The 26,237-nt window shown below is 49.3% G+C and carries 21 protein-coding genes and 2 pseudogenes; 17 read left to right on the forward strand and 6 right to left on the reverse strand.

Translation table 11 applies throughout. The annotated features are described in order from the left end of the window. The first annotated feature begins 54 nt into the window (after nt 1–54). The 5 genes from pdxI (at nt 55) to FFT88_RS05580 (ending at nt 5,560) form a co-directional block, all read left to right on the forward strand. A complete protein-coding gene (gene pdxI, locus FFT88_RS05560; RefSeq protein WP_135404321.1) occupies nt 55–906 on the forward strand; it encodes a pyridoxine 4-dehydrogenase in 852 nt (283 codons plus the stop codon). 73 nt (nt 907–979) lie between these two features. Continuing rightward, nucleotides 980–1,585, forward strand: a complete 606-nt coding sequence (locus FFT88_RS05565) for a CDP-alcohol phosphatidyltransferase family protein (protein ID WP_135404322.1) — start codon at nt 980–982, stop codon at nt 1,583–1,585. Beyond that, a complete protein-coding gene (locus tag FFT88_RS05570) occupies nt 1,585–2,481 on the forward strand; it encodes a phosphatidate cytidylyltransferase (RefSeq protein WP_135404323.1) in 897 nt (298 codons plus the stop codon). The genes FFT88_RS05565 and FFT88_RS05570 overlap by 1 nt, the downstream gene beginning before the upstream one ends. Nucleotides 2,482–2,496: 15 nt before the next feature. Further along, a complete protein-coding gene (locus FFT88_RS05575; protein WP_135404324.1) occupies nt 2,497–4,254 on the forward strand; it encodes a bifunctional alpha/beta hydrolase/class I SAM-dependent methyltransferase in 1,758 nt (585 codons plus the stop codon). Between the two features lie 13 nt (nt 4,255–4,267). Continuing rightward, the gene (locus FFT88_RS05580) at nt 4,268–5,560 is read left to right on the forward strand and encodes a phosphatase PAP2/dual specificity phosphatase family protein (protein WP_240731063.1); all 1,293 of its coding nucleotides are present in this window, start codon (nt 4,268–4,270) and stop codon (nt 5,558–5,560) included. A 50-nt stretch (nt 5,561–5,610) separates the two neighbouring features. Here the strand turns inward: FFT88_RS05580 and azoR are convergent, their stop codons facing one another. Further along, a complete protein-coding gene (azoR, locus tag FFT88_RS05585; RefSeq protein ID WP_000048948.1) occupies nt 5,611–6,216 on the reverse strand; it encodes an FMN-dependent NADH-azoreductase in 606 nt (201 codons plus the stop codon). A gap of 200 nt (nt 6,217–6,416) precedes the next feature. Here azoR and hrpA point away from each other — a divergent pair, with 200 nt between their 5' ends. The 3 genes from hrpA to aldA all read left to right on the forward strand — a co-directional run bounded on the left by hrpA (nt 6,417) and on the right by aldA (nt 13,027). After that, complete coding sequence (gene hrpA / locus FFT88_RS05590) at nt 6,417–10,319, forward strand: ATP-dependent RNA helicase HrpA (RefSeq protein ID WP_135404326.1); 3,903 nt, start codon at nt 6,417–6,419, stop codon at nt 10,317–10,319. A gap of 272 nt (nt 10,320–10,591) precedes the next feature. Then, on the forward strand, nt 10,592–11,392 hold the full coding sequence (ydcF, locus tag FFT88_RS05595) for a DUF218 domain-containing protein YdcF (protein WP_135404327.1): 801 nt from the start codon (nt 10,592–10,594) through the stop codon (nt 11,390–11,392). Between the two features lie 195 nt (nt 11,393–11,587). Beyond that, nucleotides 11,588–13,027: an aldehyde dehydrogenase gene (gene aldA / locus FFT88_RS05600; RefSeq protein WP_135404328.1), complete on the forward strand. Its 1,440-nt coding sequence runs from the start codon at nt 11,588–11,590 to the stop codon at nt 13,025–13,027. 40 nt (nt 13,028–13,067) lie between these two features. Here aldA and gap read toward each other — a convergent pair whose 3' ends face one another. Then, complete coding sequence (gene gap / locus FFT88_RS05605; protein WP_130210237.1) at nt 13,068–14,069, reverse strand: type I glyceraldehyde-3-phosphate dehydrogenase; 1,002 nt, start codon at nt 14,067–14,069, stop codon at nt 13,068–13,070. 188 nt (nt 14,070–14,257) lie between these two features. Here gap and cybB point away from each other — a divergent pair, with 188 nt between their 5' ends. Together cybB and FFT88_RS05615 are read left to right on the forward strand one after the other, a co-directional pair. Beyond that, entirely contained in the window at nt 14,258–14,788 is a 531-nt protein-coding gene (gene cybB, locus FFT88_RS05610; protein WP_130219268.1) for a cytochrome b561, read from the forward strand. Between the two features lie 272 nt (nt 14,789–15,060). Next, the gene (locus FFT88_RS05615; protein ID WP_130210233.1) at nt 15,061–15,234 is read left to right on the forward strand and encodes a hypothetical protein; all 174 of its coding nucleotides are present in this window, start codon (nt 15,061–15,063) and stop codon (nt 15,232–15,234) included. Nucleotides 15,235–15,362: 128 nt separating this feature from the next. Here the strand turns inward: FFT88_RS05615 and FFT88_RS25540 are convergent. Both FFT88_RS25540 and FFT88_RS25550 read right to left on the reverse strand, forming a co-directional pair. Continuing rightward, a pseudogene (locus FFT88_RS25540) lies at nt 15,363–15,449 on the reverse strand (Hok/Gef family protein); the annotation flags it as partial. Between the two features lie 411 nt (nt 15,450–15,860). Continuing rightward, nucleotides 15,861–15,947, reverse strand: a pseudogene (locus FFT88_RS25550) (Hok/Gef family protein); the annotation flags it as partial. Nucleotides 15,948–16,347: 400 nt separating this feature from the next. Here FFT88_RS25550 and FFT88_RS05630 point away from each other — a divergent pair. Next, complete coding sequence (locus FFT88_RS05630) at nt 16,348–17,988, forward strand: methyl-accepting chemotaxis protein (RefSeq protein WP_135404329.1); 1,641 nt, start codon at nt 16,348–16,350, stop codon at nt 17,986–17,988. A gap of 30 nt (nt 17,989–18,018) precedes the next feature. Here the strand turns inward: FFT88_RS05630 and FFT88_RS05635 are convergent, their stop codons facing one another. Then, complete coding sequence (locus FFT88_RS05635; protein ID WP_130210229.1) at nt 18,019–18,942, reverse strand: LysR substrate-binding domain-containing protein; 924 nt, start codon at nt 18,940–18,942, stop codon at nt 18,019–18,021. Between the two features lie 216 nt (nt 18,943–19,158). Between FFT88_RS05635 and FFT88_RS05640 the strand changes: the two genes are divergently transcribed. The 4 genes from FFT88_RS05640 (at nt 19,159) to rimL (ending at nt 23,350) form a co-directional block, all read left to right on the forward strand. Continuing rightward, a complete protein-coding gene (locus tag FFT88_RS05640) occupies nt 19,159–20,502 on the forward strand; it encodes a VOC family protein (RefSeq protein ID WP_131161509.1) in 1,344 nt (447 codons plus the stop codon). Nucleotides 20,503–20,726: 224 nt separating this feature from the next. Further along, nucleotides 20,727–22,382 (forward strand): glucan biosynthesis protein OpgD, encoded by a 1,656-nt coding sequence (gene opgD, locus FFT88_RS05645; protein WP_135404330.1) that lies wholly within the window; start codon nt 20,727–20,729, stop codon nt 22,380–22,382. 141 nt (nt 22,383–22,523) lie between these two features. Further along, nucleotides 22,524–22,748, forward strand: a complete 225-nt coding sequence (locus FFT88_RS05650) for a YdcH family protein (RefSeq protein WP_130259051.1) — start codon at nt 22,524–22,526, stop codon at nt 22,746–22,748. A 62-nt stretch (nt 22,749–22,810) separates the two neighbouring features. Beyond that, entirely contained in the window at nt 22,811–23,350 is a 540-nt protein-coding gene (gene rimL, locus FFT88_RS05655) for a 50S ribosomal protein L7/L12-serine acetyltransferase (protein WP_135404331.1), read from the forward strand. Here rimL and ydcK read toward each other — a convergent pair. Then, nucleotides 23,342–24,322 carry a YdcK family protein gene (gene ydcK / locus FFT88_RS05660; RefSeq protein WP_135404332.1) on the reverse strand — a complete coding sequence of 327 codons (981 nt, stop codon included), beginning with the start codon at nt 24,320–24,322 and terminating at the stop codon, nt 23,342–23,344. The two genes, rimL and ydcK, sit on opposite strands and share 9 nt — an antisense overlap. A gap of 123 nt (nt 24,323–24,445) precedes the next feature. Here ydcK and tehA point away from each other — a divergent pair, with 123 nt between their 5' ends. Beyond that, on the forward strand, nt 24,446–25,438 hold the full coding sequence (tehA, locus tag FFT88_RS05665; protein ID WP_135404333.1) for a dicarboxylate transporter/tellurite-resistance protein TehA: 993 nt from the start codon (nt 24,446–24,448) through the stop codon (nt 25,436–25,438). Next, on the forward strand, nt 25,435–26,028 hold the full coding sequence (tehB, locus tag FFT88_RS05670) for a tellurite resistance methyltransferase TehB (RefSeq protein ID WP_135404334.1): 594 nt from the start codon (nt 25,435–25,437) through the stop codon (nt 26,026–26,028). Before tehA ends, tehB begins: the two co-directional genes overlap by 4 nt. Nucleotides 26,029–26,237: the final 209 nt, after the last annotated feature.

Consider the following 26,237-nt stretch of genomic DNA (forward strand, 5'->3'; position numbering starts at 1 on the left):
CTTTTCATTTCTATACTGATTTTCTTAATCCGTTTTATTACAGGGCAGGGTGCGATGAGCAGCAACACATTTACTCTCGGTACAAAATCCGTTAACCGTCTTGGTTATGGCGCAATGCAACTGGCAGGGCCAGGGGTTTTCGGCCCCCCCAGAGATCGCCATGTTGCTATAACTGTGCTGCGCGAGGCGCTGGCATTGGGCGTCAATCACATTGATACCAGCGACTTTTATGGCCCGCACGTCACCAATCAGATTATCCGCGAAGCGCTTTATCCTTATTCTGACGACCTGACAATTGTCACTAAAATTGGTGCGCGGCGTGGTGAGGATGCTTCCTGGTTGCCCGCATTTTCTCCGGCGGAGCTGCAAAAAGCGGTGCACGATAATCTACGTAATCTCGGCCTGGACGTACTGGATGTAGTAAATCTACGCGTAATGTTTGGCGATGGTCACGGCCCAGCGGAAGGATCGATTGAAGCCAGCCTGACCGTGCTGGCGGAGATGCAACAACAAGGTCTGGTGAAACATATTGGTCTGAGCAACGTCACACCGACGCAGGTTGCAGAGGCGCGCAAGATTGCCGAAATCGTCTGTGTGCAGAACGAATACAACATTGCTCATCGTGCTGATGACGCAATGATTGATGCTTTGGCCCGAGATGGCATTGCCTACGTGCCGTTCTTCCCGCTCGGAGGCTTTACGCCGCTGCAATCCTCCACTCTTTCGGATGTAGCAGCGAGCCAGGGCGCAACACCAATGCAGGTGGCGCTGGCGTGGCTGTTACAGCGTTCACCGAATATTTTGTTGATCCCAGGGACGTCTTCTGTAGCGCATTTACGGGAGAATATGGCTGCTGAAAAATTGCATCTTTCTGAGGAAGTGTTGTCTACGTTGGATAGTATTTAACAAACAACAGGGGGAACATTCCGGTTCCCTTTTTTACTGCATGGAGAGCATATGTTTAAAACAAGGATTGATAATGACGCTCTATCAGGTTAAACCGCTCTTCCATTCGTTGTTAAGACCGGTAATGTTTTGGCTTCATAAGCGTCACGTCACAGCAAATTATATTACTCTTGCTGCGCTGGCACTTTCTCTTCTTACCGGATTGCTGTTAACGCTACTGCCACAGCCGATGTTGTTTCTGCTACTGCCCGTCGTATTGTTTGTCCGAATGGCGCTTAACGCGCTGGATGGCATGTTGGCGCGTGAGTGCAATCAGCAAACACGTCTGGGGGCAATTTTGAATGAGACTGGCGATGTTATTTCCGATATTGCGCTCTATTTACCGTTTTTATTTTTACCAGAAAGTAACGCATCACTCGTGATACTCATGTTATTTTGCATCATATTGACCGAGTTTTGCGGTTTACTCGCGCAGACGATTAACGGTATTCGTAGTTATGTCGGTCCTTTTGGCAAAAGCGATCGCGCGTTAATATTTGGTCTGTGGGGTCTGGCCATTGCCATTTATCCACAGTGGATGCAATGGAATAATCTTTTATGGAGCATTGCTTCAATTCTGCTTATCTGGACTGCGATTAATCGTTGTCGAAGCGTGCTCCTTATGAGCGCTGAAAGATAATGCTGGAAAAATCTCTGGCAATACTCTTCGCGTTGTTAATTTTAGCAACGCTGATAAACCGTTTTCTGGTATGGCGGTTACCGGAGATAAAAGGGGATGAAGTTACATTACGTATTCGTACCTGGTGGGGCATCGTCATTTGTTTTTCACTGGTCATTTCAGGTCCACGCTGGATGACGTTGACGTTTTTTGCGCTGATAAGTTTTCTGGCATTGAAAGAATATTGTACGCTTATATCCGTACATTTTCCGCGTTGGTTATATTGGGTTATTCCTCTTAACTATTTGCTTATCGGTTTTAATTGCTTTGAGCTGTTTCTGTTATTTATACCTTTGGCTGGGTTTCTGATATTAGCCACCTGGCGAGTTTTTGTGGGTGAACCCTCCGGTTTTCTGTATATCGTGAGCGCCATTTTTTGGGGCTGGATAATGACCGTTTTCGCCTTGAGTCATGCCGCCTGGTTATTAATGTTGCCAACCATAAATATCCAGGGCGGGGCGTTACTGGTGTTATTTCTTTTGGCGTTAACCGAGTCAAACGATATTGCACAGTATTTATGGGGGAAATCCTGCGGCAGAAGAAAAGTGGTCCCCAAAGTCAGCCCGGGAAAAACGCTGGAAGGTCTGGTGGGGGGCGTAATCACCACCATGATTACGTCACTGATTATTGGACCGTTGCTGACACCGCTAAATACATTACAGGCATTATTAGCGGGTTTGTTAATTGGTATTAGTGGTTTTTGCGGCGATGTAGTGATGTCAGCCATCAAACGAGATATTGGTGTTAAAGATAGTGGAAAACTATTACCAGGACATGGCGGACTCCTTGACAGGATTGACTCATTAATTTTCACCGCTCCGGTATTTTTTTATTTTATTCGCTACTGCTGTTACTGAAGGAAAATAGAGAAAATGGAAAATTCACGCATCCCTGGGGAACATTTTTTTACCACCAGTGATAATACAGCGTTGTTTTATCGGCACTGGCCCGCTTTACAGCCCGGGGCGAAAAAGGTCATCGTCTTATTTCATCGCGGGCATGAACATTCTGGTCGTCTACAACATCTCGTTGATGAACTGGCGATGCCAGATACTGCTTTTTATGCATGGGATGCCCGGGGGCATGGAAAAACTTCGGGGTCGCGTGGTTATAGCCCGTCTCTTATGCGCTCAGTGCAGGATGTCGATGAATTTGTCCGTTTTGCTGCCAGTGACAGCCAGGTCGGACTGGAAGAGGTGGTAGTAATCGCGCAAAGCGTCGGCGCAGTGCTGGTTGCAACTTGGGTTCATGATTATGCGCCTGCAATTCGTGGGCTGGTGCTGGCTTCTCCGGCCTTTAAGGTTAAATTGTATGTGCCTCTGGCACGTCCTGCGCTGGCGTTATGGCATCGTCTGCGTGGTCTGTTTTTTATTAATTCCTATGTGAAAGGACGCTATTTGACCCACGATCGGCAACGGGTGGCAAGTTTCAATAATGATCCGCTGATCACACGGGCGATTGCCGTCAATATCTTGCTCGATCTCTATAAAACGTCTGAACGTATTGTTAGCGATGCGGCGGCGATTACGCTCCCCACGCAACTTCTGATATCAGGCGATGACTATGTGGTACATCGTCAACCGCAGATTGATTTTTATCAGAGATTACGTAGCCCTTTGAAAGAGCTGCATCTGCTGCCTGGCTTTTATCACGACACGTTGGGTGAAGAGAACAGAGCGCAGGCATTTGAAAAAATGCAAAGCTTTATCAGCCGCTTATATGCTAACAAGTCGCAAAAATTTGATTATCAGCATGAAGACCGCACAGGACCATCAGCAGATCGATGGCGGCTCCTTTCTGGTGGACCCGTGCCATTATCGCCGGTTGATTTGGCGTATCGCTTTATGCGAAAGGCGATGAAATTGTTCGGGGCGCACTCTGCGGGCCTGCATCTCGGAATGAGCACCGGCTTTGATTCAGGCAGTTCGCTGGATTATGTCTATCAAAATCAACCGCAAGGTAGTAACGCATTCGGGCGCTTAATCGACAAAATCTACCTGAACAGTGTTGGCTGGCGCGGTATTCGCCAGCGCAAAACCCATTTACAAATGCTGATTAAACAAGCCGTTGCCGATCTCCACGCCAAAGGTTTAGCCGTCCGCGTGGTTGACATTGCCGCAGGGCATGGGCGCTATGTACTGGATGCGCTGGCAAACGAGCCTGCCGTAAGCGATATTTTGTTACGTGATTACAGCGAGTTAAATGTTGCACAGGGGCAAGAGATGATTACCCAACGGGGAATGTCTGAGCAGGTGCGTTTTGAACAGGGCGATGCGTTTAACACGGAGGAACTCAGCGCGTTAACTCCGCGGCCTACGCTGGCGATTGTCTCTGGCCTGTATGAGCTTTTTCCCGAAAATGAGCAGGTAAAAAACTCACTCGCAGGTCTTGCCAGTGCCATCGAACCGGGCGGCATTCTCATCTACACCGGGCAGCCGTGGCACCCACAACTGGAGCTGATTGCCGGAGTGTTAACCAGTCATAAAGATGGTAAACCGTGGGTAATGCGCGTGCGTTCGCAAGGGGAGATGGATTCGCTCGTGCATGATGCCGGATTTGATAAATGCACACAACGGATTGATGAGTGGGGTATTTTTACGGTTTCGATGGCGGTGCGTCGTGATAACTGAACGCCGGAACGTATTGCTACAAGGAGCTGGCTGGTTATTGTTGCTGGCCCCGTTTTTCTTCTTCACCTATGGATCTCTTAATCAGTTCACCGCGTTCCAGGACCTTAACAGCCATGATATCCCCAGTCAGGTGTTCGGTTGGGAAACGGCGATCCCTTTTCTTCCCTGGACTATTGTTCCTTACTGGAGTCTGGATCTTTTATATGGACTTTCGCTGTTCGTTTGTAGCTCGACATTCGAACAGCGCCGACTGGTCCACCGGCTTATTCTGGCAACGGTAATGGCCTGCTGCGGTTTTTTGCTCTATCCGCTGAAGTTTAGTTTTATCCGCCCTGAAGTGAGTGGGGTGACAGGATGGCTATTTTCGCAACTTGAACTGTTTGATCTGCCTTATAACCAGTCTCCTTCGCTGCATATTATTCTCTGCTGGCTACTTTGGCGTCACTTTCGTCAGCGTCTGGCTGAGAGGTGGCGTAAAGTCTGTGGCGGATGGTTTTTACTCATCGCTATTTCTACTCTGACGACCTGGCAGCATCATTTTATTGATGTCATCACAGGGCTGGCGGTAGGTATGTTGATTGACTGGATGGTGCCCGTCGACCGTCGTTGGAATTATCAGAAACCTGATCAACGTCGAATCAAAATAGCACTGCCATATGTCGTAGGTGCGTGCTCGTGCATTGTGTTGATGGAGCTAATGATAATGCTTCAGTTATGGTGGTCAGTCTGGTTATGTTGGCCAGTATTATCGCTACTCATTATTGGCCGTGGGTACGGTGGGCTTGGCGCGATAACAACAGGGAAAGATAGTCAGGGGAAACTACCGCCCGCCGTTTACTGGCTGACATTGCCCTGGCGTATCGGGATGTGGCTGTCTATGCGTTGGTTTTGTCTTCGCCTGGAGCCGGTGAGCAAAATTACTGCTGGTGTTTATTTAGGGGCGTTTCCACGACATATTCCAGCACAGAATGCGGTTCTGGACGTCACCTTTGAATTCCCTCGTGGACGAGCGACAAAAGATCGACTCTATTTCTGTGTACCGATGCTAGATCTGGTGGTTCCGGAAGAGGGGGAGCTCCGACAGGCCGTGGGGATGCTGGAAACATTACGCGAAGAGCAAGGCAGCGTTCTGGTCCATTGCGCATTGGGATTATCGCGCAGTGCGCTGGTAGTGGCGGCATGGCTGTTATGTTACGGACACTGTAAAACCGTTGATGAAGCGATTAACTTTATTCGAGCCAGACGCTCGCATATTGTGCTTAAGGAAGAGCACAAAGCGATGCTGAAATTATGGGAAAACAGGTAAGTGGATTGAGATGTGGACTGAACTACAGTCCACATCAAGATCGTGTCCGGTTATGCGGCAACAATGCTGTCGATGGCTGCTTTCGCGTCAGACTGCGCTTTCGCTGCCATTTCCGGACCGTATGCGATCCCTTCGGCGAAGACAAATTTCACATCGGTAATGCCGATAAAGCCGAGGAACGTGGACAGATACGGCGTCACCAGATCCGTTGGTCCATCTTTGTGGATCCCGCCGCGGCTGGTAATAACGATGGCTTTTTTACCCGTTACCAGACCTTCCGGACCGTTCTCGGTATAGCGGAAAGTAACGCCTGCGCGTGCAACCAGGTCAAAATAGTTTTTCAACTGAGTCGAGATGTTGAAGTTATACATCGGTGCCGCAATAACGATAACGTCGTGGGCTTTCAGCTCGGCAATCAACTCATCGGAAAGCGCCAGAGCTTCCTGCTGACGCGGAGTCAGCGGCGCATCGCTCGGGCGCAGAGCGCCAACCAGTTCGCCATCCAGTACCGGAATCGGATTTGCAGCCAGGTCACGCACGGTGATTTCATCAGCGGAGTGCTTTTCGCGCCATTGTTCAACAAAATAATCGGACAACTGATTAGACTGAGAGTACCCTGCCAGGATGCTGGATTTAAGAACTAATACCTTGCTCATGGTGTTTCCTTATAGATATTTGAATGGGCGATGCCCCGTTGCTTGTTGACACTTTATTCACAATCCTGCCACAGAGATAGCGCAATAAATCGAAGCCTATGTTCGAATTTATTGAACAACGCATAGAAAGCCGCGATGTGGTACTCTATATCTATCATTTCAAAGAAAATTAATCAGGCAGACTACTGCCCACTAACGTTATGACAGAACAACAAAAATTGACCTTTACGGCCTTGCAGCAACGGCTGGATTCGCTGATGCTGCGTGACAGACTGCGTTTTTCTCGCCGTCTGCACGGCGTGAAGAAGGTTAAAAATCCTGATGCACAACAGGCCATTTTCCAGGAGATGGCGAAAGAGATTGACCAGGCGGCAGGGAAAGTCCTGCTGCGTGAAGCGGCACGACCGGAAATCACTTACCCGGACAATTTGCCGGTTAGTCAGAAAAAACAGGACATTCTCGAAGCAATTCGTGATCACCAGGTGGTGATCGTCGCCGGGGAAACGGGTTCTGGTAAAACGACTCAGCTACCGAAAATCTGTATGGAGCTGGGGCGCGGGATTAAAGGGCTGATCGGCCATACCCAGCCGCGTCGCCTGGCGGCAAGAACGGTGGCGAACCGTATTGCCGAAGAGCTGAAAACGGAGCCGGGCGGTTGCATCGGTTACAAAGTGCGTTTCAGCGATCACGTCAGCGACAACACGATGGTCAAGCTGATGACCGACGGTATCCTGCTGGCGGAAATCCAGCAAGATCGCCTGTTGATGCAGTACGACACCATCATCATCGACGAAGCGCACGAACGTAGCCTGAACATTGATTTTCTGCTCGGCTATTTGAAAGAGTTGCTGCCGCGGCGTCCTGACCTAAAAATCATTATCACTTCCGCGACTATCGACCCGGAACGCTTTTCGCGCCACTTTAATAATGCGCCGATTATTGAAGTCTCCGGTCGGACCTATCCGGTGGAAGTGCGCTATCGCCCGATTGTTGAAGAAGCCGATGACACCGAGCGCGACCAGTTGCAGGCTATTTTCGATGCCGTAGATGAACTGAGCCAGGAAAGCCCTGGCGACATTCTGATCTTTATGAGCGGCGAGCGAGAAATTCGTGATACCGCCGATGCGCTGAACAAGCTGAACTTACGTCATACCGAAATCTTGCCGCTTTATGCACGGCTTTCCAACAGCGAACAGAACCGCGTGTTCCAGTCGCACAGCGGACGGCGCATTGTGCTGGCGACCAACGTTGCAGAAACCTCGCTGACCGTACCGGGTATAAAGTACGTTATCGACCCAGGTACGGCGCGTATCAGCCGTTACAGCTATCGCACTAAAGTGCAGCGTTTGCCGATTGAGCCCATTTCGCAGGCTTCAGCTAATCAGCGTAAAGGCCGCTGCGGACGTGTGTCAGAAGGGATCTGTATTCGTCTCTATTCCGAAGACGATTTCCTCTCGCGCCCGGAGTTTACCGATCCGGAGATTCTGCGTACCAACCTGGCCTCGGTTATTTTGCAGATGACCGCACTGGGCTTGGGCGATATCGCCGCATTCCCGTTTGTCGAAGCACCGGATAAACGCAATATCCAGGATGGCGTGCGTCTGCTCGAAGAGCTGGGCGCGATCACCACGGATGAACAGGCCAGTGCCTATAAACTGACGCCGCTTGGTCGCCAGCTCTCGCAGTTGCCTGTCGACCCACGTCTGGCGCGTATGGTGCTGGAAGCGCAAAAACATGGCTGCGTGCGTGAGGCGATGATTATCACGTCCGCGCTCTCCATTCAGGATCCGCGCGAGCGTCCGATGGATAAACAGCAGGCATCGGACGAAAAACATCGTCGCTTCCACGACAAAGAGTCTGACTTCCTCGCGTTTGTAAATCTGTGGAATTATCTCGGCGAGCAGCAAAAGACGCTTTCTTCGAACGCCTTCCGTCGCCTGTGCCGTACCGATTATCTCAACTATCTGCGCGTGCGCGAATGGCAGGATATCTATACCCAGTTGCGCCAGGTAGTTAAAGAACTCGGCATTCCGGTGAACAGCGAACCGGCGGAGTATCGCGAAATTCACATCGCCTTACTGACCGGTTTGCTTTCCCATATCGGCATGAAAGATGCCGATAAACAAGAATATACCGGCGCACGTAACGCGCGTTTCTCCATCTTCCCCGGTTCTGGTTTATTCAAAAAGCCGCCGAAATGGGTGATGGTGGCGGAACTGGTAGAAACCAGCCGCCTGTGGGGGCGCATTGCGGCACGCATCGATCCAGAATGGGTGGAGCCAGTTGCTCAGCATTTGATTAAACGCACCTACAGCGAACCGCATTGGGAACGGGCGCAGGGCGCGGTGATGGCAACGGAAAAAGTCACTGTTTATGGCTTGCCGATTGTTGCCGCGCGCAAGGTCAACTACAGCCCGATTGATCCGGCGTTATGTCGTGAACTCTTTATTCGCCACGCGCTGGTGGAAGGTGACTGGCAGACGCGTCACGCATTCTTCCGTGAAAACCTGAAACTACGGGCGGAAGTAGAAGAGCTGGAACACAAATCACGTCGCCGCGATATTCTGGCTGATGACGAAACGTTGTTTGAGTTCTACGACCAGCGCATCAGCCACGATGTAATCTCCGCTCGTCACTTCGACAGCTGGTGGAAAAAAGTCAGCCGCGAAACGCCTGATTTGCTCAACTTTGAAAAGAGCATGTTGATCAAAGAAGGTGCGGAAAAAATCAGCAAACTGGATTACCCGAACTTCTGGTATCAGGGCAATCTCAAGCTGCGTTTAAGCTATCAGTTTGAGCCCGGCGCGGATGCTGACGGTGTGACTGTACATATTCCGCTGCCGTTACTTAACCAGGTTGAGGAAAGCGGGTTTGAGTGGCAGATCCCCGGTCTGCGCCGCGAACTGGTGATTGCTCTGATTAAATCGTTGCCAAAACCGGTACGCCGTAATTTTGTACCCGCGCCAAACTACGCCGAAGCGTTTTTAGGTCGCGTCACACCGCTGGAGTTACCGTTGCTCGACAGCCTTGAGCGCGAGTTACGGCGAATGACCGGCGTTACCGTAGACCGCGAAGACTGGCACTGGGATCAGGTGCCTGATCACCTGAAAATCACCTTCCGCGTGGTGGATGACAAAAACAAGAAGCTAAAAGAAGGGCGCTCATTACAAGATCTGAAAGATGCGCTGAAAGGCAAAGTGCAGGAAACGCTGTCTGCGGTGGCGGATGACGGTATCGAGCAGAGCGGCTTACATATCTGGAGTTTTGGTCAGCTGCCGGAAAGCTACGAACAGAAGCGTGGCAACTACAAAGTGAAGGCGTGGCCGGCGCTGGTGGATGAGCGCGACAGTGTTGCGATCAAACTGTTTGATAACCCGCTGGAGCAAAAGCAGGCAATGTGGAACGGTCTTCGCCGTCTACTGCTGCTGAATATTCCATCGCCGATCAAGTATTTGCATGAGAAGTTACCAAACAAAGCTAAGCTGGGACTGTACTTTAACCCGTATGGTAAAGTGCTGGAGCTGATTGACGACTGTATCTCCTGCGGTGTGGATCAACTGATCGACGCCAATGGTGGCCCGGTCTGGACGGAAGAAGGCTTTGCTGCGCTGCATGAAAAAGTCCGCGCTGAACTGAACGACACGGTGGTGGATATTGCGAAGCAGGTCGAGCAAATCCTCACTGCGGTGTTCAATATCAACAAACGTCTGAAAGGGCGGGTGGATATGACGATGGCGCTGGGGCTTTCTGACATTAAAGCGCAGATGGGCGGGCTGGTTTATCGCGGTTTTGTTACTGGTAACGGCTTCAAACGGCTGGGCGACACGCTGCGATATTTGCAGGCGATTGAAAAACGACTGGAAAAACTGGCGATTGATCCACATCGCGACCGTGCACAGATGCTGAAAGTCGAAAACGTCCAGCAGGCGTGGCAGCAATGGCTCAACAAACTGCCGCCTGCACGTCGTGAGGATGAAGACGTGAAAGAGGTCCGCTGGATGATAGAAGAGCTGCGCGTTAGTTACTTCGCTCAACAACTTGGCACGCCTTATCCGATTTCGGATAAGCGTATTTTGCAGGCGATGGAGCAGATTAGCGGTTAACGCTGCTATTTGCCTGATAAATCTAAAACCCGGTAAGCATTTAGTGCCGGGTTTTTTATTAATTCTAAAAACGTTAAGGGCAAAAATTGGGGAATTCAGAAAAATACAATTCTCTGCTGCAAGATGAATAATGTTTATCTACAGCTTTTCCGTAAAAGATATGTCAGGCTTGCGGAGAGGCGGTTAAGGAAATACGGCATCCTCCTTTCAGAGTGCTCCGCTTCTCATTATTATCTCACGCAGTATTCTTAAGGGAACGATAAGGAGGGACCATGAATATTAACCCGTTTCCGACGCTTTCAGCGTCAACCATTGATGCTATAAACGTTATCGGTCGATGGCTGGCGCAGGATGATTTCTCCGGTGAAGCTCCGTATCAGGCCGATTGCGTGATCCTTGCAGGCAATGCGGTTATGCCCACTATCGATGCCGCTTGTAAGATTGCAAGAGATCAGCAAATTCCTTTACTGATTAGTGGTGGTATTGGTCACTCGACAACTTTTTTGTATAGCGCCATTGCACAGCATCCGCACTACAACACTATCCGCACCACTGGCAGGGCAGAAGCTACCATCCTTGCGGATATCGCCCATCAGTTTTGGCATATTCCACATGAAAAAATCTGGATTGAAGATCAGTCAACTAACTGTGGGGAAAATGCCCGTTTCAGTATCGCATTATTGAATCAGTTAGCAGAGCGAGTCCATACCACGATTGTCGTCCAGGATCCCACTATGCAACGCCGAACCATGGCGACGTTCCGTCGTATTACAGGAGATAATCCTGATGCGCCTCGCTGGCTAAGTTATCCGGGATTCGTACCACAGTTGGGAAATGATGCAGGCAGCGTGACGTTTGCTAATCCGCTGACAGGACTATGGCCAGTTGAGCGATATTTGTCCCTACTTACTGGCGAGCTGCCACGCTTGCGCGATGACAGCGATGGCTATGGACCGCGCGGACGCGATTTTATCGTTCACGTCGATTTTCCGTCAGAAGTTACGCAGGCATGGCAGCTATTACAGCATGACGCAGTGCTTATTGAGGCAATGGAGAGTCGTTCACTGCGCTAATAATTGCCCGTTTGTGAACAAATGATTGCAAACGGGTAATAATCTGATCTTTTTCTTCCTCTCTTTATTCCCGTCGTATCTCTTTTTATGAAGCCTTTCACAAAATTGCACATCCACGATGCCTTCTCTGCTGTGATTGATGTTAATTAACATGTGAATTACAAAATATAAACATATCAATCGCAGGAGTAGCCCATGTCTGTACCCGTTCAACATCCTATGTATATCGATGGACAGTTTGTCACCTGGCGCGGCGACGCATGGATTGATGTGGTGAACCCCGCAACAGAGGCAGTGATTTCCCGCATTCCTGATGGTCAGGCTGAAGATGCTCGCAAAGCAATCGATGCAGCAGATCGTGCACAGCCAGAATGGGAAGCATTACCCGCGATTGAACGAGCGAACTGGTTACGGAAAATCTCTGAGGGGATCCGCGAACGGGCCAGCGAAATTAGCTCATTGATCGTCGAGGAAGGCGGCAAAATTCAACAGCTGGCCGAAGTCGAAGTTGCTTTTACTGCTGACTATATCGATTACATGGCGGAATGGGCTCGTCGCTACGAGGGCGAGATTATTCAAAGTGATCGTCCTGGGGAAAACATCCTGCTGTTTAAACGCGCTTTAGGCGTAACTACCGGTATCCTACCGTGGAACTTCCCGTTTTTCCTGATCGCTCGCAAAATGGCGCCAGCTCTTCTCACAGGTAATACCATCGTCATCAAACCGAGCGAATTTACGCCAAACAATGCGATCGCATTTGCTAAAATCGTCGACGAAATCGGCCTACCACGCGGCGTGTTTAACCTTGTGTTAGGACGCGGTGAAACGGTTGGTCAGGAGTTGGCGGGTAATCCAAAAGTCGCTATGGTCAGCATGACAGGCAGCGTCGCTGCCGGAGAAAAAATCATGGCGACCGCGGCGAAAAATATCACCAAAGTGTGTCTGGAGCTGGGGGGCAAAGCCCCTGCTATCGTGATGGATGACGCCGATCTTGAATTGGCCGTCAAAGCCATTGTTGATTCACGCGTGATAAATACCGGGCAGGTGTGCAACTGTGCGGAACGTGTTTATGTGCAGAAAGGTATTTACGATCGCTTTGTTAATCGACTGGGTGAGGCAATGCAGGCGGTTCAATTTGGTAACCCCGCCGAACGTAACGACATTGCGATGGGGCCGCTGATTAACGCTGCGGCTCTGGAAAGGGTGGAACAAAAGGTAGCGCGGGCAGTAGAAGAGGGCGCGAGAATCGCGTTGGGTGGTAAGGCTGTAGAAGGGAAAGGTTATTATTATCCGCCAACGTTGCTTTTGGATGTCCGCCAGGAAATGTCCATTATGCACGAAGAAACCTTTGGGCCAGTGCTGCCGGTAGTCGCTTTTGACACGCTGGAACAGGCTATCTCCATGGCCAACGACAGCGATTATGGCCTGACGTCATCGATATATACTGAGAATCTTAACGTGGCGATGAAAGCCATCAAAGGACTCAAGTTTGGCGAAACCTACATCAACCGAGAAAACTTCGAAGCTATGCAAGGTTTCCATGCTGGATGGCGTAAGTCGGGTATTGGCGGCGCAGATGGCAAACATGGTTTGCATGAGTATCTGCAGACTCAGGTGGTCTATTTGCAGTCGTAAGATATGAAAGAGGCGGAGGTTTTTCCTCCGCCAGCGCGGGTCAGAGTTTGGCGAATTTTTCCAGAGTACGAATGAGTTGAGTGACAAAACCATACTCGTTATCGTACCAGGCGACGGTCTTCACCAGTTGTAAATCGCCCACTGCGGTGATTTCCGTTTGGGTCGCATCAAACACCGAACCAAAATGGCTGCCAATGATATCGGAAGAGACAATTTCTTCGTCGGTATAACCAAATGACTCGTTATTGGTCGTTGCTTTTTTAAGTGCGTTATTCACCTCTTCAGCAGTCACTTTTTTCCCCAGGATAGACACCAGCTCGGTCACTGAACCGGTTTTCACCGGCACGCGTTGCGCATGACCTTTAAGTTTGCCGCTAAGTTCCGGGATCACCAGACCAATGGCTTTTGCCGCACCGGTAGTGTGGGGGATGATATTTTCCGCCGCTGCCCGCGATGCACGTAAATCTTTACCACGCGGACCATCCACCAGAGACTGGGTGCCGGTATAGGCATGGATCGTTGTCATTGTGCCAACTTCTATCCCAAAACTGTCATGCAATGCTTTGGCCATCGGCGCAAGACAGTTGGTTGTGCATGACGCCACAGAAATAATGGTGTCGTTGCCATCCAGAGTTCCATCATTGACGTTATAAACGATGGTTTTCATTTCTCCTGCCGGAGCGGAAATCAACACCTTCTTCGCGCCAGCGTCCAGATGCGCCTGGGATTTTTCTGCGGAAGTATAAAAACCGGTACATTCAATGACAATTTCAGCCCCTTTTACTTTCCAGGGGATATTTTTCGCGTCTTTTTCGGCGTAAACCGCAATACTTTTTCCATCAACAATAAGTGAATCCTCTGTGAAATCGACGCTCCAGGGGAAAGGACCGTAGTTTGAATCGTGCTTTAGTAGGTAGGCGAGAATTTTCGGAGACGTAAGATCATTAATGGCGACAACGTCAATGTTACTTTTAATCTCAAGTAGCCGACGTAATACCAGCCGGCCGATACGACCAAAACCGTTAATGCCAACTTTACTCATGGTTTTCTCCAGTCAAGAACTTGTGGGTGAAAATTAGTCCTTTCCAGGCTTAGACCAGGATGACAGGATGGGCAATCTACATTTTTGCCATGAAACGTAACGTACTGAAAACGGGTGAACAATATTTAATGAAATTTTAAGAAAAGCTCGTTATGTTAACGGCAAATTGTGTTAAAGCAGGAAATGTTATGGGAATTAGATATTCAAGGTTACAAATTGGCATTCACTGGCTGGTCTTTTTGCTGGTTATTGCAGCCTATTGTGCAATGGAGTTTCGTGGTTTTTTCCCGCGTAGCGATCGTCCGGTGATCAACATGATCCACGTTTCATGTGGCATCTCAATTCTCGTGCTGATGGTGCTTCGTCTGTTACTCAGATTGAAATACCCAACGCCGCCCATTGTACCGAAACCCAGGCCCATGATGACGGGACTCGCTCATTTGGGACATTTGGTGATCTATCTCCTGTTTATTGTATTGCCAGTGATTGGTTTGGTGATGATGTATAACCGGGGTAATCCGTGGTTTGCGTTTGGTCTGACGATGCCTTACGCGTCAGAGGCCAATTTTGACCTGGTGGATAGATTAAAGTGGTGGCATGAAACGTTGGCCAATCTGGGATATTTCGTTATCGGGCTTCATGCGGCTGCAGCTCTGGCGCACCACTATTTCTGGAAAGACAACACGCTTTTGCGCATGATGCCGCGTAAGCGCTCCTGAGGGTATTAGAAGAAAGCGCCTGTACTAAACCAGACCCGTGGTACAGGCGAAGAATACGGGCCTACATCGGAAGCGCCTATTATATTTATTTGTATGACAAATAAAACCATAATCCGAGTTTATATGTTCAACGGGTTGATATTTAATCAACATATCTACTGTTAAGATTGAAATTCAATTTCCCCAATCCTTGATCTCCCTAAGTGAAATAAAGACCGCACAGCGTATAACTTTTATACCGAACATAAGATTCGGCAAGCCATGGAGGTTGTATGAAAAAGTTGCTCTTTATTTTACTGATGGGATTACTGATGTCTTTTTATGTTGATGCCGGGCGCAAACCCTGTTCTGGTGCGAAAGGGGGGATCTCTCACTGTACTGCAGGCGGCAAATTTGTCTGTAATGATGGTTCTATCAGCGCATCGAAAAAAACATGCACTAACTAAAAGGGGCGCCATGAGAAAATGAACTCGTCAACCAGATGCGCGGGGAATGCTCCCCGCGCAGGCCCTTACCTGGACTGACAGGCCATGAGAGCCGCCACCTCCTTATCACCGTCCCGGAATCGCAGTTCGTAGAGCGTTTGTCGGGTCAGGAGGGTGAATGCCAGAATCGTGATACAGATAATGAGCAGACACACCACCAGGGGATTGCGCTTCATAGCCTTTTCTCCTTGCCGGATGGCAGGTAAGAGGCTAACATCTGAATTGCTAGGTTCATTCGTTGGCCTCGGTTGATAGAAATATCGGTCGGGGCCTTCGTCTTTCTGATTCCCGGTAAGCCTGAAACCAGAAAGTCTCAGGCGCCCGCAAACATCCTATGCAATTACCCTTACCAGCGAAATAATCACTTCACGTAATTGCGTGGAGGCTTCCGGTAAATCGTTATCAGAGAACACTCGCGGCAAGACCCTATGCGAGCGAGCTTCCAGTTGAGGCATGAATAAGGGGCGCCATGAGAAAATGAACTCGTCAACCAGATGCGCGGGGAATGCTCCCCGCGCAGGCCCTTACCTGGACTGACAGGCCATGAGAGCCGCCACCTCCTTATCACCGTCCCGGAATCGCAGTTCGTAGAGCGTTTGTCGGGTCAGGAGGGTGAATGCCAGAATCGTGATACAGATAATGAGCAGACACACCACCAGGGGGTTGCGCTTCATAGCCTTTTCTCCTTGCCGGATGGCGGGTAAGAGGCTAACATCCGAATTGTGTGGTTCATTCGTTGGCCTCGGTTGATAGAAATATCGGTCGGGGCCTTCGTCTTTCTGATTCCCGGTAAGCCTGAAAACAGAAAGTCTCAGGCGCCCGCAAACATCCTATGTAATTACCCTTACCAGCGAAATAATCACTTCACGAAATTGCGTGGCATTTTCCAGAATTTTTCGTAATACGCCTTACAAGGTATAACTACTCGTAAGTCTCTTTATTCCGATGGTAATAATCTCTCATCGCAAAAATTGTTGTAAAAATGTGATATGAACAGGTTTTTGCCAGTAAGCAATTACCATCGATTGCCGATGACTCTCTATCGGGAGTAAACCAGGAAGAGAGACAACGGTCATGAATACAACATCCTCACACCGCTTAGGCTTTTTACATCACATCAGGCTGGTTCCATTATTTGCCTGCATTCTTGGCGGCATCCTGTTTCTGTTTGCCTTGAGTTCATCCCTGGCGGGGTATTTTCTCTGGCAGGCAGACCGCGATCAGCGCGATGTCAGCGGCGAGATCCAGATACGCACGGGTTTAGCAAACAGCTCTGATTTATTGCGTTCAGCCCGGATCAATATGATTCAGGCCGGGGCAGCAAGTCGTATCGCTGAAATGGAAGAGATGAAGCGAAATATTGCGCAAGCGGAATTGCAAATAAAGCAATCGCAACAAGGCTATAACGTTTACCGTACTCGTCTGGTGAAAACGCCCGCTGACGATGCGCTGGACGGAGAATTAAATCAGCGTTTCCAGGCTTATATTTCCGGCCTGCAACCCATGTTGAAATATGCCAAAAATGGCATGTTTGAAGCCATTATCAATCATGAAAGTGAGCAGATCAGAACGCTTGATAATGCCTATAACCAGCAGTTAAGCAAAGCCATTGAGATACGTAGCGCCAGAGCTAACCAGCTAGCGGAACAGGCGCATCAGCGTACTCGTCTGGGAGGGATGTTTATGATTGGCGCATTTATACTTGCGCTGGTTATGACGCTGATAACCTTTATGGTGTTACGCCGGATTGTCATTCGTCCTCTGCAACATGCTGCCCAACGGATTGAAAAAATTGCCAGTGGCGATCTGACTCTGGTTGACGAACCCACTGGCCGCAGTGAAATTGGCCGCTTAAGTCGCCATCTACAGCAAATGCAGCATTCGCTGGCGCTGACGGTGGGAACGGTGCGTCAGGGGGCTGAAGAGATCTATCGTGGCACCAGTGAGATTTCTGCCGGTAATGCTGACCTTTCCTCACGCACCGAAGAACAAGCGGCGGCAATTGAACAAACCGCCGCCAGCATGGAGCAACTCACCGCAACAGTGAAACAAAATTCTGATAACGCACATCATGCCAGCAAACTGGCGCAAGAGGCCTCAAGTAAAGCCGGTGATGGCGGACAAACAGTTTCCGGTGTAGTGCGGACAATGGGGAATATCTCCAGTAGCTCAAAGAAAATTTCTGAAATCACGGCTGTTATCAATAGTATTGCCTTCCAGACCAATATCCTGGCGCTCAACGCCGCTGTTGAAGCCGCACGAGCCGGTGAGCAAGGGCGGGGATTTGCCGTTGTCGCCAGCGAAGTGCGTACACTTGCAAGCCGCAGCGCCCAGGCGGCGAAAGAGATTGAAGGCTTGATCAGTGAGTCCGTCAGGTTAATTGGCCAGGGGGCCGATGAAGTGGCAACGGCAGGGAAAACCATGAGCGCTATTGTTGATGCTGTGGCGAGCGTCACACATATCATGCAAGAAATAGCTGCCGCCTCAGATGAACAAAGCAGAGGTATCACACAAGTTAGCCAGGCGATTTCTGAAATGGATAAAGTGACGCAACAGAACGCTTCTCTGGTGGAAGAGGCTTCAGCTGCGGCGGTATCTCTTGAAGAACAGGCGGCGCGGTTAACGGAAGCCGTGGATGTGTTCCGTCTGAAGAAACAACCAGTTCAGGCGGATCAACAAGGAACAGGGAATTCAGTGAGTTTGGCAACGGTGTGATAAAAAAGGGATCGTAAGATCCCTTACTTTTCAGAACGGCATTGATTTTCGAATGGCGTTAATCATCAACTGACAACCGGAAGAGAGTGTTGCATCTACGCGGGTCAGTATTCCAATAGGTTCGCCTGCTCCATGCCCCGGAACAGGCAGGGCCACCAGCGTGGCATGACGCAGGTCGTCTTTCACAGCGCCAGAAGGAACAAACCACACATAGTCGTATTCAACCGTAAGCTGACGTGAAAGTGATGCAGACAACGTTTCAATACAGCCTGAAGGAATTTTACATCCCTGGCTTTTTACTAATGCCTCTGAATGCTGCCGTGGCGCGGTGCCTTCTGGTGATACGACAACAGGCCATTCCAGTACCCGACTTAACGTTACGTTCTCCTGAAGCAGGGGGTGATTAGGCCTAACAACTAACTTAAGTGATTCGAGAAACAGCAGCTCGTAATTAAGTCCGGTCATCAGTTCAGGATCTGACATCCGACCAACACCAATATCGATTTCCCCTGTTTTTAATCCCGCCAGGATCATCGTGTTACTCATGGTGGCAACTTGCAGTGTGGTTTCTTTTTGTTGCTGATGAAACTGACCTATAACCGAAGGTAATATCCCTAGTGCCGCGGTAGGTAGCGCGCCCACTCTGACGACATCATTGTTAAGACCTTCTTTACGATTAAGTGATTGTCCAGCGGTGTTGATGGCGTCAAGAACTCTGACTGCGTGAGTTAAAAATTGCTCGCCAGGTAAGGTGAGCTGTGCGCCTTGACGTCCTCGGTCGAACAGGCGAGCCCCCGTCAATTGTTCCAGCTCATTCAATGTCTTAGAGAGTGCCGGTTGACTCAGGTTAAGGGTTTCAGCCGCGCGCCCCAAAGTTCCTTGTTGTGCGACAGCTACGAATGTATGAAGGTGGCGCAAACGGATGCGCTGACTAAACAGACTATTTTTTTCCATAAGCGATGTTAAAAACGAAGCGGTGCCGCTGACAAGTGATGTTGTTTGATTATGATAACTTGATTGCAAAATATTATTAACATTTAAAGTAATTATGTTACATCGAAAACGATAATATTGATGATTTCGCGGCGAGATCACAGTTTGTAAATTCTTCCCACCAGAGTGAATGCGGTTACCTACACTCGAGATAATTGACCACTGGGGGTAGACATTATGGCGAACAGCATCACAGCGGATGAGATTCGGGAACAGTTTTCGCAGGCAATGTCAGCCATGTATCAACAAGAAGTTCCACAGTACGGTACGTTGCTGGAACTGGTCGCTGACGTGAATCTGGCTGTGCTGGAAAATAATCCCCAACTGCATGAAAAAATGGTGAATGCGGATGAACTGGCGAGGCTTAACGTTGAACGTCATGGGGCGATACGTGTGGGAACCGCGCAGGAACTTGCCACATTAAGGCGGATATTCGCCATTATGGGAATGTATCCGGTGAGTTATTACGATCTCTCGCAGGCTGGCGTGCCGGTACATTCTACGGCATTTCGGCCCATCGATGATGCCTCGCTTGCGCGTAATCCTTTCCGCGTTTTTACCTCATTGCTCCGCCTTGAGCTTATCGAAAACAAAACATTGCGCCAAAAGGCGGCGGAGATTTTACGCCAGCGCGATATCTTTACCCCACGTTGTCGGCAACTGTTAGATGAATATGATCGGGAGGGCGGTTTTAGCGAAGCGCAAGCGCGGGAGTTTGTGCGGGAAGCCCTGGAGACATTTCGTTGGCATCAGTCAGCAACGGTAGATGAAGAAACCTATCACGCATTGCATAACGAGCATCGGCTGATCGCTGATGTAGTCTGTTTTCCGGGCTGTCATATCAATCACCTGACGCCACGCACGCTGGACATTGATCGGGTGCAGTCGATGATGCCCGAGTGCGGTATCGAACCAAAAATTCTCATCGAAGGGCCGCCGCGCCGCGAGGTGCCGATTTTATTGCGTCAAACCAGCTTTAAGGCACTGGAAGAAACGGTTCTGTTTGTGGGGCAACAGCAGGGGAGGCATACCGCGCGATTTGGTGAGATAGAACAGCGCGGAGTGGCGTTAACGCCGAAAGGGCGGCGACTGTATGATGAACTTCTGCGTAATGCCGGAACTGGACAGGATAATCTCACTCATCAACTGCATTTGCAGGAAACCTTTCGCGCTTTCCCGGACAGCGAATTTTTGATGCGCCAGCAAGGGCTGGCATGGTTCCGTTATCGACTGACACCATCGGGTGAAGCGCATCGTCAGGCGATACATCCTGGGGACGATCCGCAACCTTTAATCGAACGTGGCTGGGTTGTCGCACAACCGATTACCTATGAGGATTTTTTGCCGGTGAGTGCGGCGGGGATCTTCCAGTCCAATCTCGGTAACGAAACGCAGACGCGCAGTCATGGTAATGCCAGTCGTGAGGCATTCGAGCAGGCGCTTGGCTGCCAGGTTTTTGATGAATTTCAGTTATACAAGGAAGCGGAAGAACGCAGTAAACGCCGCTGTGGATTGCTTTAAAATCGGGCCATCCTGCTTTGCAAAAATTTGCCTGATTTTACAAATGAATCAGGCTCTTCCCATCGACATAAAAAAATTGCCGATTTATGCATATTCTCTGAGTTCAACAATTGGATTATTAATAAATATTGTCTAGAGTGAGCGGTCATAAATAAGCACTTTCTTGCCGCTGAAAACGACCAGCGCGGGACCATTCACAACACCAGAAGGACTCACTTTCAGGTATGGATCGTAGACGATTTATTAAAGGTTCAATGGCTATGGCCGCCGTGTGCGGTACCAGCGGCATTGCTTCTCTTTTTTCTCAGGCGGCATTCGCGGCAGATTCTGATATTGCCGACGGGCAAACCCAGCGTTTTGACTTCTCCATTCTACAGTCAATGGCGCACGACTTAGCGCAAACAGCGTGGCGTGGTGCTCCGCGTCCGTTACCTGACACTCTGGCGACAATGACGCCGCAGGCTTATAACAGTATTCAATACGACGCCGAAAAATCGCTCTGGCATAACGTCGAGAACCGCCAGCTTGACGCTCAGTTCTTCCATATGGGAATGGGATTCCGTCGCCGCGTTCGTATGTTTTCTGTTGATCCAGCAACACATCTGGCGCGTGAAATTCACTTTCGCCCGGAGTTGTTCAAATACAACGATGCGGGTGTTGATACCAAACAATTAGAAGGGCAAAGCGATCTCGGCTTTGCCGGTTTTCGCGTGTTTAAAGCCCCCGAACTGGCGCGGCGTGATGTAGTATCATTCCTCGGAGCGAGTTATTTCCGCGCCGTTGATGACACGTATCAATACGGTTTGTCGGCCCGCGGCCTGGCGATCGACACTTACACCGACAGCAAAGAAGAGTTCCCCGACTTTACCGCCTTCTGGTTCGATACAGTAAAACCTGGCGCGACCACTTTTACCGTTTATGCGTTGCTCGATAGTGCCAGCATTACTGGTGCTTACAAGTTCACCATCCACTGTGAGAAGAACCAGGTGATTATGGATGTCGAGAATCACCTGTATGCGCGTAAAGACATTAAACAACTGGGCATCGCGCCGATGACCAGTATGTTTAGTTGCGGCACTAACGAACGTCGTATGTGCGATACTATTCATCCGCAAATCCATGACTCCGACCGTCTTTCCATGTGGCGGGGCAACGGTGAGTGGATCTGCCGTCCGCTAAATAATCCGCAGAAATTGCAGTTCAATGCCTACACCGACAATAACCCGAAAGGCTTTGGTTTATTGCAACTGGATCGTGATTTCTCCCATTATCAAGACATCATGGGCTGGTACAACAAACGACCAAGTTTGTGGGTAGAGCCTCGTAATAAATGGGGCAAAGGCACCATTGGTCTGATGGAAATCCCAACAACGGGTGAAACGCTGGATAACATTGTCTGCTTCTGGCAGCCAGAAAAAGCAGTAAAAGCAGGGGACGAGTTTGCATTCCAGTATCGTCTGTACTGGAGCGCACATCCCCCTGTTCAATGTCCATTGGCTCGTGTTATGGCGACGCGTACCGGCATGGGAGGTTTTCCGGAAGGTTGGGCGCCGGGTGAGCATTATCCAGAAAAATGGGCGCGTCGTTTTGCCGTCGATTTTGTTGGTGGTGACCTGAAAGCGGCTGCGCCTAAGGGGATTGAACCTGTTATTACGCTCTCCAGCGGTGAAGCGAAGCAAATCGAAATTCTCTACATTGAACCGATTGATGGTTACCGTATTCAATTTGACTGGTATCCGACTTCGGACTCTACTGATCCGGTTGATATGCGGATGTATCTTCGCTGTCAGGGCGATGCCATCAGTGAAACATGGCTGTATCAGTATTTCCCACCAGCTCCGGATAAGCGCAAATACGTTGACGATCGCGTGATGAATTGATCGTCATTTTTTTCGGCACCTTCTGACGGAAGGTGCCGTCTGGTGAAACACGATCCCGCTCGCATTTTTCCCCAAACTATCTGAGTAATCTGATGATGTGTATTTCATGTACACTTTGCCAGCCACTAACAGGGAGTGCGTATGTTTCCAGAATACCGAGATTTAATATCCCGCCTGAAAAACGAAAATCCTCGCTTTATGTCCTTGTTCGATAAGCACAACAAACTTGATCATGAGATTGCCAGAATGGAAGGATCTGATGGTCGTGGATACAATGCGGAAGTGGTCCGCATGAAAAAACAGAAACTCCAGTTGAAAGATGAGATGCTCAAAATCCTGCAACAGGAGAGCGTCAAAGAGATGTAAAATTCCTTAAGCCGCCTGGCGGGCGGCTTTTTAAATTGCCGCGCAGATTGACCGGAGGTGACATGACCGAGACGATAAAAGTTAGTGACTCAATTGAATTACGTTCCGTTGCAGAAAATCACATCACGCCGCTTCATCATTTAATCTGTAAAAATAAAAGCTGGTTACAGAATTCGCTAAACTGGCCACAGTCTGTTAATACCGAAGATGACACTCGAAAAACGGTGCAGGGTAATATGATGTTGCATCAGCGTGGATATGCCAAAATGTTCATGATCTTTAGTGAAGATGAACTTGTTGGCGTCCTGTCTTTTAACCGTATTGAACCGCAGAACAAAGCCGCAGAAATCGGTTACTGGCTGGACGAATCTCATCAGGGGCAGGGGATCATTTCTCAGGCGCTGCAGGCATTGATTCATCATTACGCTCAGTCTGGTGAACTCAGACGCTTCGTGATCAAATGTCGGGTGGACAATCAGCAAAGCAACCAGGTAGCTTTGCGCAATGGTTTTATCCTTGAAGGTTGCCTTAAACAGGCTGAGTTCCTGAATGATGCCTTTGATGATGTGAACTTATACGCGCATATTATCGATTCACAATAACCCTACTAGTGGCGTTCGCGTAATGCGCTCCTCACCGTTAATGACTTTTGGACCACGGACATGAACCGTGTCGCCATCAAAGGCTGCAACGACGGCGTGGTCGGTTAACTCCACATGGTGTTCAATCATCACCGCACCTGTAATGCGGCTGTTCCCCTGTATGGTGACGTGATTGTCGAGTAAAATCGGGCCACCACGTACGAGTGCATGACCACCCACCAGAACATGATGTTTTAACACACAATTGCCTTCCACCGAGGCATGTTCCGCTACCTGCGAACTGTAATGAAGCGTGGGAATGGCATCTTCTTCTGTTCCGGCGATCACACGTGCGTGTCCGTAGACTTTCGCGCAGTCACACAGCCAGACGTTGTTCTCTTCATTACCTTCAATACTTGCAAAATCAAAAACTTCGGCGCGATGCTCAATGAACGCAAATTTCACAATGGCATCACCATATATTTGCGCCTGATGAACAATGCGCGAGGCGCTGACTCTTGCGCGATCATAAATTTGCAACAGAAGATGGTGGTCGGGCGTTAAACCTTGCGCAGCGACAACCATTGAGTTCTGATCAATGCAGACATGACCAGAAATCCTGCAATTTCCGCATATTAATGAATCATTGATTGTGACGTTGTCACTTATCAGAGCACCCTGACTGATTTTGCTATTATCGATCCAGACGTTATCCTTCGCGCAAACATCGCCCCATAGCTCGCTGCTTCCGGTGATGCGTGTATTACCGGATATCACCGTTCCGGCAAACGCGATGGCATTCTGGTCATAGATCCAACAATTTCCGTCCTGGGCCAATACGGTTTCATTATCAATCCAGCCGCCAGGCGTTCCGGCTATTACGTCATTAAAATCAGCGATGGCAATAATCTGCCGCAATAAAACACTCTTTTTATCGCTATCTTCCTGATAACTAAAAGCTCGTTGTTCTTCACTAAGACGATATTTGCGCATAGCGTTTTCCCGCAGGTGACCTACTATAACCGTAGCAAATTCTGTGACTCTGGCTATGTTTAGCAAATTTCCATAAAATGCATTTCAAATATACTTTATAAATTAAACAAAATGAGTAAGAAGATGCAGAGCGATAAAGTGCTCAATTTACCGGCAGGTTACTTTGGCATTGTGTTGGGGACGATAGGGATGGGATTTGCCTGGCGCTATGCCAGCCAGGTTTGGCAGGTCAGTCACTGGTTGGGCGATGGGCTGGTGATTCTGGCGATGATCATTTGGGGATTACTGACTACGGCATTTATCACCCGACTGGTACGTTTTCCTCACAGCGTGCTGGCGGAAGTGCGTCATCCAGTGATGAGCAGTTTTGTGAGTTTGTTTCCGGCAACAACGATGCTGGTGGCAATTGGTTTTGTCCCCTGGTTTCGTCCGCTGGCGGTGGGCCTGTTCAGTATTGGTGTGGTGGTACAACTGGCTTATGCCGCCTGGCAAACAGCCGGTTTATGGCGCGGTTCCCATCCTGAGGAAGCTACGACACCCGGACTTTATTTACCTACTGTTGCCAACAACTTCATCAGTGCAATGGCCTGTGGAGCATTGGGCTACACCGATGCCGGTCTGGTATTTTTAGGGGCTGGTGTTTTCTCCTGGTTAAGTCTTGAGCCGGTGATCCTTCAGCGTCTGCGCAGCTCGGGAGAATTGCCCACGGCACTGCGTACATCGTTGGGTATTCAGCTTGCACCGGCGCTGGTGGCATGTAGTGCCTGGTTGAGTGTCAACGGTGGCGAGGGCGATACGCTGGCGAAAATGCTTTTCGGTTACGGTCTGCTGCAACTTCTTTTTATGTTACGCCTGATGCCGTGGTATCTCTCCCAGCCGTTTAATGCCTCATTCTGGAGTTTCTCGTTCGGCGTATCTGCACTGGCAACCACTGGTTTGCATTTAGGAAGCGGTAACGACAATGGCTTTTTCCATACCCTGGCTGTGCCGTTATTTATTTTTACCAATTTTATTATCGCATTACTGCTCATCCGTACTTGCGCGCTTCTGATGCAGGGAAAATTGTTAATCAGAACCGAGCGCGCCGTTTTAATGAAAGCTGAGGACAAAGAATGATCATTCGTGATGAAAACTACTTCACTGATAAATATGAATTAACCCGCACACACTCTGAAGTTCTGGAAGCGGTGAAAGTGGTTAAGTCGGGTAAAACGCTGGATCTGGGCTGTGGTAATGGCCGTAACAGCCTTTACCTGGCTGCCAATGGTTATGATGTCGACGCATGGGATAAAAATGCCATGAGTATTGCCAACGTCGAACGCATCAAATCCATTGAAAAACTGGAAAATTTGCGCACCCAGGTTGTTGATCTAAATAGCCTGACCTTTGATGGACAATACGATTTTATTCTTTCTACCGTGGTGCTGATGTTCCTGGAGGCGAAAACCATTCCTGGACTGATTGCCAATATGCAGCGTTGCACCAAACCCGGTGGTTATAACTTGATTGTGGCAGCAATGGACACAGCTGATTTTCCATGTACCGTCGGATTCCCCTTTGCCTTTAAAGAAGGGGAGTTACGTCAATATTACGAAGGCTGGGAGATGCTGAAATACAATGAAGACGTGGGTGAACTTCACCGCACCGACGCTAACGGCAATCGTATTAAACTACGTTTCGCCACGATGCTGGCACGTAAAAAATAAGCTAAAGGGCAAGGTGCATGAAAATGCCCACGTTGAGATGTGTAACTGCTGTTTTTTTCGGTAAGCATATTTTTTATCGATGTGATGTGAAATAAATCACAGTGGTTGAAGTTTTTTATCGGCTTAACTGCCTGAAATTTAACAACTGACGATTGACTCTGCCCCCTTTTCGTCATTGACTATATTGTCAGAAAAGGGGCTGGAAATTT

The organism is Escherichia sp. E4930 (genome assembly GCF_005845405.1).
Classification (GTDB): domain Bacteria; phylum Pseudomonadota; class Gammaproteobacteria; order Enterobacterales; family Enterobacteriaceae; genus Escherichia.